Raw genomic sequence first — 9,443 nt, forward strand, 5'->3', positions numbered from 1 at the left:
GCCGAGGATCTGGAAACTACTATGACTCGATTTTCTGCTTGGAGTGTGTTTTGGAATGGCATCACCGGTCAAAAGGGCTGGGGGCGCCAATGGCGCGACCCGGAACCGAAGCCGCATTACGACATCGTCATTGTCGGCGGCGGCTTGCATGGGCTGGCAACCGCCTACTATCTGGCCGCCAATCATGGCCTGAAAAACATCGCCGTTTTGGAAAAGGGCTGGCTTGGCGGCGGCAACGCCGGCCGCAACACCACCATCGTTCGCTCAAACTATGCCCGGCCCGGTAATCGAGAATTCTACGAGCATTCTCTGAAGCTTTGGGAAAACCTCTCTCATGAGCTGAACTACAATGTGATGTTCAGTCAGCGCTCCCATATCGCGCTCCTGCACAGCCCCGGTGCCATTGATGCGGCCGCCCGAAACTACAACACCATGCGCATGACCGGGACGCCCGATGCAGAAATCTGGGATCTTGCGGCACTGAAACGCGCTGTCCCGCATTTGAACTACTCGGACACCGCGCGCTTTCCGATCATGGGCGCCGCGGTTCAAAAGCGCGCAGGTACAGCCCGGCATGATGCCGTCGCCTGGGGATATGCAAGAGGTGCTGATGCGCACGGCGTGGATATTCTTCAACAGTGCGAGGTTCAGGGGATCGCCCGCGACGGTGACAGTGTCAGCACGCTTGAGACCTCACGCGGGTCGATCCGCGCAGGCAAAGTGGCCTTTGCGGTGGCCGGTAATACCTCTCGGCTCTGGAACATGGCCGGGCTTGGCAAGCTTCCGATCGAATCCCACAAGCTGCAGGCTTTTGTCTCCGAACCGCTAAAACCGCTGTTGGACCAGGTCGTGGTGTTCGGGATCGGCGGCGCGCATTTTTATATGTCGCAATCGGACAAGGGCGGCATGGTCTTTGGTGGTGATCTGGACTGGTACAAGTCTTATGCCCAGCGGGGCAACCTGCCGATTGTTCAGGACGTCTCGGAAGCTGCCATGTCTATTCTGCCCTGTCTGGGCCGTGTAAAACTGTTGCGGCACTGGTCTGGACTGGTCGACATGTCCATGGACGGTACACACTTCATCTGCAAAACACCGCTCGCCAATCTCTACCTGAACGCGGGCTGGAACTACGGCGGCTTCAAGGCCACTCCGGCGTCCGGGTGGTATTTTGCCGACCTGATCGCCAACGACCGGCCACACGATCGGATCAGGAATTACGATCTTAAACGGTTCGAACGCGGTCTCCAGATAGACGAACGGGGCGCCGGTCCCGATCCGAAGCTGCACGGATAACGAGGCTCCCGATGATCAGAATCCCTTGTCCCTTTTGCGGCACACGCGACCACAGCGAATTCACGTATGGTGGTGACGGAACCATCGAATACCCCGCCCTCGATGCCCCCAAAGAGGACTGGCACGATGCTGTCTTCCTGCGGGACAACGTCTGCGGCATGCAGCTTGAAACCTGGCATCATGTTCACGGTTGCCGGATGTGGTTGCTTGTCGAGCGCGACACGCTCACTCATGAGATCCACAGCGTCCGTCCGGCGCATCCGGGCCTTGCTGCAATGTTTGAAACCGATCAGGAGGCGGGGGAATGACGGCGCGTCGTCTGGATAAAGGCGGCCGGATCGACCGGTCTGCGCCAGTGGACTTCACCTGGGACGGTAAGACACTGTCCGGTTATGCAGGGGATACGCTCGCTTCTGCCTTGATGGCAAATGGTGAACGCGTTCTCGGTCGCAGCTTCAAGTATCATCGTTCGCGCGGGATCATGTCGGCGGGTGTTGAGGAATCCGGGGCCATCGTCACCGTGGGAGAAGGCGCTCGCCGGGAGCCGAACGTCAAGGCAACGGTGCAGGAGCTGTACGGCGGATTGTGCGCCAGTGGCCAAAATTCCTGGCCGAATGTCCGTTTTGATCTTGGGGCAGTGAGCGGATTGTTTTCCAGGTTCTTTGCCGCCGGGTTCTACTACAAAACGTTCATGGGCTTGCCCCCTTTTGAATGGGGGCATGGAACCGGCCTGTGGATGCAATACGAGAAGCTGATCCGCAAAGCTGCTGGCATGGGCACCGCCTCCCGCGAACCGGATCCGGATTGCTATGATCATGTCCACGCATTCTGTGATGTTTTGGTCGTCGGATCGGGCCCGGCAGGCCTGCAGGCTGCATTGACCGCTGCACAGGCAGGGCGCGACGTTTTGTTGGTGGAGCAGGACTTCGAGCTTGGCGGCGACTACCTGAATGACCCCGGTGCCGAGATGCAACGGTTGGAGCTCATCAATGCGGTCAAGGGTGCTGGTGTTCGAGTGATGATCCGCACGACCGCTTTTGGTTTGTATGATCACGGCGTCGCAGGCCTTCTGGAGAAGGTGACCGACCATCTGGCCAACCTCGATCCACAAATGCCGCGCCAAAGGTTCTGGACCGTGCGGGCGGGCGCAACCATCTTGGCGACCGGCGCGCTGGAACGCTCCTTCGCCTTTGAAAACAACGATCACCCCGGTGTCATGACGGCAGCCGCCGCACGAGTTTACCTGAACCGCTATGGTATCCTGCCTGGGCAGAAGATTGTCATTTCCACCACAAATGACAGTGTCTACGCGGCTGCTGCGGAGCTGGCCGCTGCAGGCGCTGACGTAATCGTCGCCGACTTCCGTGAAGAAGCGGGTGTCGGTCTTCCAGACGGGGTCACGATTCTCAACGGTGTAGCTCCGTTGAAAGTCTTGGGGCGCTCCGGTGTTAAACGCGTTGACCTAGCCAAACACACGAATGGTTCCTGGGTGCCTGCGGGTAAGGAGACCTGCGATCTGCTCCTTGTGTCCGGTGGCTGGTCTCCGGTTGTGAATCTCTCCTCCCATCGTGGCGCCAAGCCAGTTTGGAATGCTTCGCAGGCTTGTTTTCTTCCTGGGACAACAAGTGAACCGATCTTCCATGCAGGGTCTTCGGCAGGCATCTGGGACCGTGAGGATTGCGAAGTGGCGGGCCAACGCGCCGCGCGTCAAGCTATCGGCGAAAACAAAAAAAGCTCACAGCCGGGTGGTTGGAAAACACCTATCCGGCCGCTGTACGAGGTCCGTCTCCCGAACCAGCAGACCAAAGCCTTTGTCGATTTCCAGCACGACGTCACCGGCGACGATGTCCGCTTGGCAAACCAGGAAGGGTTTGTCTCCGTCGAACATTTGAAGCGTTACACCACCCTCGGGATGGCAACGGACCAGGGCAAAATGGGCAATATCATCGGCCTTGCGCTGATGGCCGATGCGCTTGGCAAGGACATCCCCGATGTTGGGACTACACGCTTTCGCCCGCCCTATACCCCGGTCGCCATCGGCGCGCTGGCAGGCCGGAACGTGGCCGCGCACTTCAAACCGCTGCGTCGGACCCCGCTTCATGACTGGAATTTGCGGCATGGAGCGACCATGACCGAGGCGGGGCTCTGGCACCGGCCCTGGTACTTTGCACGTAACGGCGAGGGCATTGATGAGGCGTATGTCCGCGAGGCCGCCACTGTCCGCAAGTCTGTCGGCATTTGTGATGTGAGCTCACTCGGCAAGATCGCGGTTCAGGGGCCGGATGCAGCCGAATTCTTGAACCGGGTGTACAGCAACGGTTTTGCCAAACTGCCAGTGGGCAAGGCGCGCTATGGCATCATGCTGCGCGACGACGGCATGGTGATGGATGACGGCACAACCTGGCGGCTCGCGGACACCGAATTCCTGACGACGACCACGACCACGAACGCCGGCAAGGTGATGGTCCGGTTCGAGGAGCTGCTGCAAACGCGCTGGCCCGATCTGAAGGTGCATGTGAGCTCCGTCTCCGACCAATGGGCGGGCGTATCCATTGCCGGACCAAAATCCCGCGAGACGATTGCCGCCTGCCTGGAACACGGCGCTGACATTTCCAATGAAGCGCTGCCGTTCATGGGCGTTTCAAGAGTTACGCTGTCAGGTGGCGTTGAGGCCTTGATTGCACGGATAAGTTTCTCGGGGGAACTGGCCTACGAGCTTTATGTGCAAGCCGGTTACGGTGACGCAATGATGGATCTCCTATGGCACGCTGCGGAAACTCGTGGAGGCTGCCTCTATGGGCTGGAGGCGCTGGGTACGCTGCGCATAGAAAAGGGCCACGTCACCGGCGCCGAACTGGATGGCCGCGTAACCATTGACGATACCGGCCTCGGCAAGATGGCGTCGACAAAAAAGCCATTTATTGGCAGCTCCTTGCGTCAAAGGCCGGAACTCCTGCGGGAGGACCGCCCACAACTGGTCGGCATCTTCCCAAAGGACAGGAGTCAGCGGTTTAAGGGCGGATCGTTGCTATGCGATGCAGATACCGTCACTGGGTTCGGGGAGGGCTGGGTTACAGGCGTGACCCATTCACCCGCACTGGGGCACTGGATTGGTATCGGCTATATCTCTGGCGGTGCAGAGGCCTGGAAAGAGAGACCAGCCGTTGCCGCCGATCCGGTTCGCTCAGGAAATGTCGACGTTGAAATCGTGTCGCCGCACATGTTCGATCCCACTGGAGAAAGAATGCATGGCTGAGTGGAGATCCGCTTTGAAGGGGCAACTGTCGCTGGGAAAGGTCGGGACAAGCGATGGGAGTGGCGTAACCTTTTCTGAAGTAACAAGGGTTTCGCTGCTCCAGATTGCTGCCTGGCCTGAAGCCTGGAAGTCTGTCGGGGCAGAGGCCGCGCGTTTGGCGGGCACCGAAACCGCGCCTGGCCCGGGAATGATGGCACAGGGGGCGGAGGGAAATCTCTTGCAGATCGAACCGCTAAAGTGGTGGCTGATCAGCAGGGATGACCGTCAAGACCGCGCATCCCTAGCGATCAAAGATGGGGTGGTTCTCGACCTGTCATCGTCGAGAACCTGGATAAATCTAAACGGCCCCAACGCAACCCATTTGTTAAACCACTTCCTGCCGCTCAATTTGTCTGACACCGCGTTTCCGGTGGGCTCCGTTGCGTCCAGCGCATTTCACCACATCGGGATCACGCTGTGGCGAGATGAGACTGGGTTCAACCTGTTATTCCCGCGCAGCTTCGCGGTTTCGCTCTGGGAACAGTTAACGGACAGTGCCGCCCAATATGGTTTTGTGGTTATCTGATAGGTAAGCGGTGTCCAGATCTTCTCATAGGACCCATGGGCCTTTGTTTAGGTTCCGGGTCCTTTCAGACCATTGATCGTCCCACGGCCTCATTCCCGACCCTGGGATTCAAAGACACGCGGCGTTTTTCAAACCGTGTCATCTTCATGTTCATCATTATGTTTGTCCGGGAAGAGCGTTGCTTATGACGGTTGATGACGAGCGCTTACGACATCGGAGCTATCCGGAACTCGTTGGAATTTCGAACCGAAGACAGCATTTGACAGCTCTGACGGGCTATTTTTTAGATGAAAAATGGGAAGGAGAATAACCGTTCAGCACATTCAAAATCTGCTTACACAGTGCTTACACAAGCTAACTGAAGCTGAGGAGGAATACGCTAAGTTGTAGAGAAAACTGGTGCCGGCAGCAGGATTCGAACCCGCGACCCCGAGATTACAAATCACGTGCTCTACCAACTGAGCTATACCGGCGCTGGGACTGGCTTCTATCAAATTGCCCCGTCATGTCCAGCCCCTAAGGCAAAAAAATGATCTTCTTTCTGGGGAAAGTTATAAGTTTCTGTAAAATCTGCGGTTTATGCCCTGGGGTCAGGAGCCGCCCGGCGATGCGGCCACGGGTATTGGCCCAGATGGGGCCCTATGCAATCCTGGAAACAAAGCCGGTTCGAGGTGGGAAAGCAAAGTACATGATTTCCATACTCAGCTTTTAGCGCTATGCGTTTGACCGGACAAATGACAAGAAAGGCATGCCCATGTACCTCGCCATGAACCGGTTCCGTGTCAAGAATGGCCAGGAAGACGCGTTTGAAACAGTCTGGAGGAACCGCGATTCCCAACTGGAGAAGGTTCCCGGCTTCAAAAGCTTTCATTTGCTGAAAGGGCCGCGCAACGATGACGGTACAATCCTCTATGCATCCCACACTATCTGGGCGGACCAGGCTGCGTTCATAGCCTGGACCAAATCAGAGCACTTCCGGATCGCGCATAAAAACGCCGGTGACAACAAACCGCTCTACGATGGTCCGCCGAGTTTTGAAGGCTTTGAGGCGGTCAGTGGGGCTTAATCAGTTGTCTTTGGTCTAAAGCCCCATTTTTATCCGGGCCACATAAAGAGACAGCACGGCGGCATTCGATACATTAAGGGAGCGGATTTCGCCGGGCATATCGAGGCGGGCCAAGAGACCGCAGGCCTCGCGCACGCCCTGCCGGACGCCTTTGCCTTCAGAGCCCAGTACGAGGACCGTCTTGTCGGTGAATTCAGTGTCTTCCAGGCTGGCCGGACCATCGCTATCAAGGGCGATGCACCCGAATCCCTGATCCTTCATCACGGTGACAAACCGCGCCATGTTTTTCACGCGCACATGTTTGATCATGTCGAGGGCCCCTGACGCCGATTTGGCCAGCACCGGGCCTTCTTCGGGGGCGTGCCGTTCGGTTGTCACAACCGCATCGGCATTGAGCGCGACGGCCGAGCGCAGAATAGCCCCGACATTGTGGGGATCCGTGACCTGATCCAGCGCGAGAACCAGACGCGCGCCTCTTAGTTCTTCAGGGCCATAAGCGGGCAGGGGATCTGCCTCCAGGATCATGCCTTGATGAACCGCGTCCTTGGTGACCATGCGGTCCAGTTCCTTGGGACGCTTCATCTCTATGGGAACGTCGATCTTGACGCCGCGCTCCTGAAGGCGGTTCACCGCGTTTTCGGTCGCATACAGTTTCAGCCGCTTGCGGTCCTTGTTTGCAAAAGCAGCTTCAACGGTGTGCAAACCGTAAAGCAGGATCGGGCCTTCCGGCGGCAGGCCGGGCCGGCGGGGGGCAGGCTTGCTTGTCCCCTTATGAAAGCCACGCGCGCCGGACCCGGGGCGCGGTTTGCCGCGCCATGATTTTTTCTCTTCAGTCATTCCCGATGCTGTAGCGCCAATCAGGCTTTAGGGGAAGGGGCTGCTGGGTTTGGAAAAATCATGCAGCTGACGGTCGCGTGGGCAATCAGCTTGCCGCGCGAATCCTTCAACTCACCCTCGGATGTGGCAAGCCGCGATCCGCGGTGAAGAATGCGGCCCTCGCACACAACCTCGCCGCTGCCGGGGTAAAGCGGCCGGACCATGGACACATTGAGGGTTGTCGTTGTGTAGAACTCTCCGGGTTCCAGGCATGTATGAACCGCACAGCTGAGCGCTGTGTCCAAAAGCGTTGATATCCAGCCCCCATGGATGGTGCCAAGCGGGTTCAAGAACTGCTTCTCCGGCAGACCGGTAAAAACGGCGCGGCCCTTGGAGAATTCCTTCATGCGGATGTTTGAATGGATCATGATGGGAGGGGCGGGCAACTTGCCGTCCATCATCAGCCCGAAGACGTCCATTCCGGAAATCCCCGCAACCTTCTCCTTGGGCAGCGCATCCAGTATGTGCGTTTTTCCGTTTTCGGTGATCGTTTCAGGGTGGCTCATGATTTAGTCCTTCGCTGGAGAGGAGGGGGCTTGGTCGGAGGAGGCAGAGGCGGCAGACTGCTCAAGCGCACGCACGGTTTGCCGGAGCGCGCTCAACTGATCCCGGATTGCCTGGGTTCGTTCTTGTCCAAGATGGTCTGTCAGTTCGTCTTGGGCTTGCTGCCACGCCGCATGAAGGTCGACGGCCAGCCGCTCGCCCTTTGCCGTCAGGGCTGGAACAACCTTGCGGCCGCCTGTTTGTGATCGGGTGATGAGACCGGCGCTTTCGAGAGGCTTCAGGTTCCGGGCGAGGGTGGAGCGGTCGATGCCGAGATAGCGCGCAATGTCGGAGGCAGACAGGTTTTCCCCGCTCGCGATAACCGCCAGGAGCTGGGCCTGGGTGATTTCCAGGTCAAACGGGGCCAGGTGCCGGTTGAAGTGCCGTGTCAGGAGGTTCGATGTCCGACGTGCAGAATGCCCAAGGCAGGTTTGGCCCATCTGGAAGAAATCAATATTTCCGAGTCCTTTGATCATATTGTTGTACCTACAACAAAGATGCGCTCAGTTGCAAGGGTGCAGGCTCTCAACTCGTCCGCAAAAAGCGTTCCCGTTGTGTGGACCCGGCGGTTTGTCGAGTGTTTTGCCTGCAGCTGGCAGCGGCCAGTAAGTTGTCCACAGGCACAAGGGTTTCGGGCATGGTGATCTTAAAAACGCTGCGGATACGTGACTTTTCTTCTCCTTGCGGGCACAGTCGAGGTGAGGGTTCTGATTGATCCAATAAGCGTTCGAGCCATGCGTTCCGGGCGGGCGGCTGATTTTGTTCAGTTCTTTGCAAAATCGGCGTTGACACCAAAGGTCGGTATCTGCATAACACGCGCCACGGGATTGCTCGCCCCTCGCGGACGGGCTGTTCCGGTCAAGCCATCCTGATCGCTTCGGCGTGAAGCAGGACGAGATGGAGGAGTGCCCGAGTGGCTAAAGGGGACGGACTGTAAATCCGTTGGCTATGCCTACGTTGGTTCGAATCCAACCTCCTCCACCATCGTTCCGTTTCTCCGGTGTGCGGGTGTAGCTCAATGGTAGAGCAGCAGCCTTCCAAGCTGACGACGAGGGTTCGATTCCCTTCACCCGCTCCATCATGGGTGCTGATCGGAGTGTCCGGAACGGAAGGCTCTTTCGCCCGGAAAATCCTGAAAAGTTCTATGGGAAGCGTTTCGTCGCTCGCGGCTCTGTCCACGGCGCCGGGGTGGGTCCCGCTTCGAGCCTTGTATCGACCGAACGACTATTGGACAGAGAGCGACGCCGATGGCGAAGGAAAAATTTGAGCGTAACAAGCCGCACGTCAACATTGGCACGATTGGCCACGTTGACCATGGCAAGACCACGCTGACCGCTGCAATCACCATGACGCTGGCGGAAGCCGGCGGTGCGACTGCAAAAGCATATGACGAGATTGACGGCGCGCCTGAAGAAAAAGCGCGCGGCATCACCATCTCCACGGCGCACGTTGAGTATGAGACGGACAACCGTCACTACGCTCACGTTGATTGCCCGGGCCACGCCGACTACGTCAAGAACATGATCACCGGTGCTGCCCAGATGGACGGCGCGATTCTGGTGTGTTCTGCCGCTGACGGCCCGATGCCGCAGACCCGTGAGCACATTCTGCTTGCGCGTCAGGTTGGCGTTCCGGCCCTGGTCGTGTTCATGAACAAGGTTGACCAGGTCGACGACGAAGAGCTTCTCGAGCTCGTCGAAATGGAAATCCGTGAGCTTCTGTCTTCCTACGAGTTCCCGGGCGACGACATTCCGATCGTCAAGGGCTCTGCGCTGGCAGCAGTTGAAGACCGTGACGCGGCGATTGGCCGCGATGCGATCCGTGAGCTGATGGCAGCTGTTGAC

At 58.1% G+C, this 9,443-nt stretch carries 9 protein-coding genes and 3 tRNA genes; 8 read left to right on the plus strand and 4 right to left on the minus strand.

The window, feature by feature from the left end:
• Positions 1–21: 21 nt before the first annotated feature.
• Genes E1180_RS03890 through E1180_RS03905 form a run of 4 tightly spaced genes read left to right on the plus strand, consistent with a single transcriptional unit; the run spans position 22 to position 5,114 of the window.
• Positions 22–1,293, plus strand: coding sequence for a sarcosine oxidase subunit beta family protein (locus tag E1180_RS03890; protein WP_155189774.1), 1,272 nt, complete (start codon positions 22–24; stop codon positions 1,291–1,293).
• A gap of 11 nt (positions 1,294–1,304) precedes the next feature.
• Complete coding sequence (locus E1180_RS03895; RefSeq protein ID WP_155189775.1) at positions 1,305–1,601, plus strand: sarcosine oxidase subunit delta; 297 nt, start codon at positions 1,305–1,307, stop codon at positions 1,599–1,601.
• The gene (locus tag E1180_RS03900) at positions 1,598–4,549 is read left to right on the plus strand and encodes a sarcosine oxidase subunit alpha family protein (RefSeq protein ID WP_155189776.1); all 2,952 of its coding nucleotides are present in this window, start codon (positions 1,598–1,600) and stop codon (positions 4,547–4,549) included. Before E1180_RS03895 ends, E1180_RS03900 begins: the two co-directional genes overlap by 4 nt.
• Complete coding sequence (locus tag E1180_RS03905; RefSeq protein ID WP_208996921.1) at positions 4,542–5,114, plus strand: sarcosine oxidase subunit gamma; 573 nt, start codon at positions 4,542–4,544, stop codon at positions 5,112–5,114. The genes E1180_RS03900 and E1180_RS03905 overlap by 8 nt, the downstream gene beginning before the upstream one ends.
• Before the next feature lie 397 nt (positions 5,115–5,511).
• Here E1180_RS03905 and E1180_RS03910 read toward each other — a convergent pair.
• Positions 5,512–5,587: transfer RNA gene (locus E1180_RS03910), tRNA-Thr, on the minus strand.
• 281 nt (positions 5,588–5,868) lie between these two features.
• Here E1180_RS03910 and hmuQ point away from each other — a divergent pair.
• Positions 5,869–6,180: a heme-degrading protein HmuQ gene (hmuQ, locus tag E1180_RS03915; protein WP_155189785.1), complete on the plus strand. Its 312-nt coding sequence runs from the start codon at positions 5,869–5,871 to the stop codon at positions 6,178–6,180.
• A gap of 15 nt (positions 6,181–6,195) precedes the next feature.
• On the opposite strand, the gene E1180_RS03920 is transcribed toward hmuQ, so the two are convergent.
• The 3 genes from E1180_RS03920 to E1180_RS03930 are packed head-to-tail and all read right to left on the minus strand — an operon-like array spanning position 6,196 to position 8,075.
• Positions 6,196–7,017, minus strand: coding sequence for a TrmH family RNA methyltransferase (locus E1180_RS03920; RefSeq protein WP_155189777.1), 822 nt, complete (start codon positions 7,015–7,017; stop codon positions 6,196–6,198).
• Between the two features lie 20 nt (positions 7,018–7,037).
• Positions 7,038–7,562, minus strand: a complete 525-nt coding sequence (locus tag E1180_RS03925) for a PaaI family thioesterase (RefSeq protein ID WP_155189778.1) — start codon at positions 7,560–7,562, stop codon at positions 7,038–7,040.
• A 3-nt stretch (positions 7,563–7,565) separates the two neighbouring features.
• On the minus strand, positions 7,566–8,075 hold the full coding sequence (locus E1180_RS03930; RefSeq protein WP_155189779.1) for a MarR family winged helix-turn-helix transcriptional regulator: 510 nt from the start codon (positions 8,073–8,075) through the stop codon (positions 7,566–7,568).
• 423 nt (positions 8,076–8,498) lie between these two features.
• Here E1180_RS03930 and E1180_RS03935 point away from each other — a divergent pair.
• The 3 genes from E1180_RS03935 to E1180_RS03945 all read left to right on the plus strand — a co-directional run.
• Positions 8,499–8,583 (plus strand) — tRNA-Tyr (locus E1180_RS03935).
• A 20-nt stretch (positions 8,584–8,603) separates the two neighbouring features.
• Positions 8,604–8,677, plus strand: a tRNA-Gly gene (locus E1180_RS03940).
• Positions 8,678–8,846: 169 nt separating this feature from the next.
• A partial coding sequence (locus tag E1180_RS03945) for a GTP-binding protein (protein ID WP_155189780.1) occupies positions 8,847–9,443 on the plus strand: 597 nt, incomplete at its 3' end.

The sequence above is a fragment of the Roseibium denhamense genome, from assembly GCF_009711415.1.
In the GTDB taxonomy this organism is placed as follows: domain Bacteria; phylum Pseudomonadota; class Alphaproteobacteria; order Rhizobiales; family Stappiaceae; genus Roseibium; species Roseibium denhamense.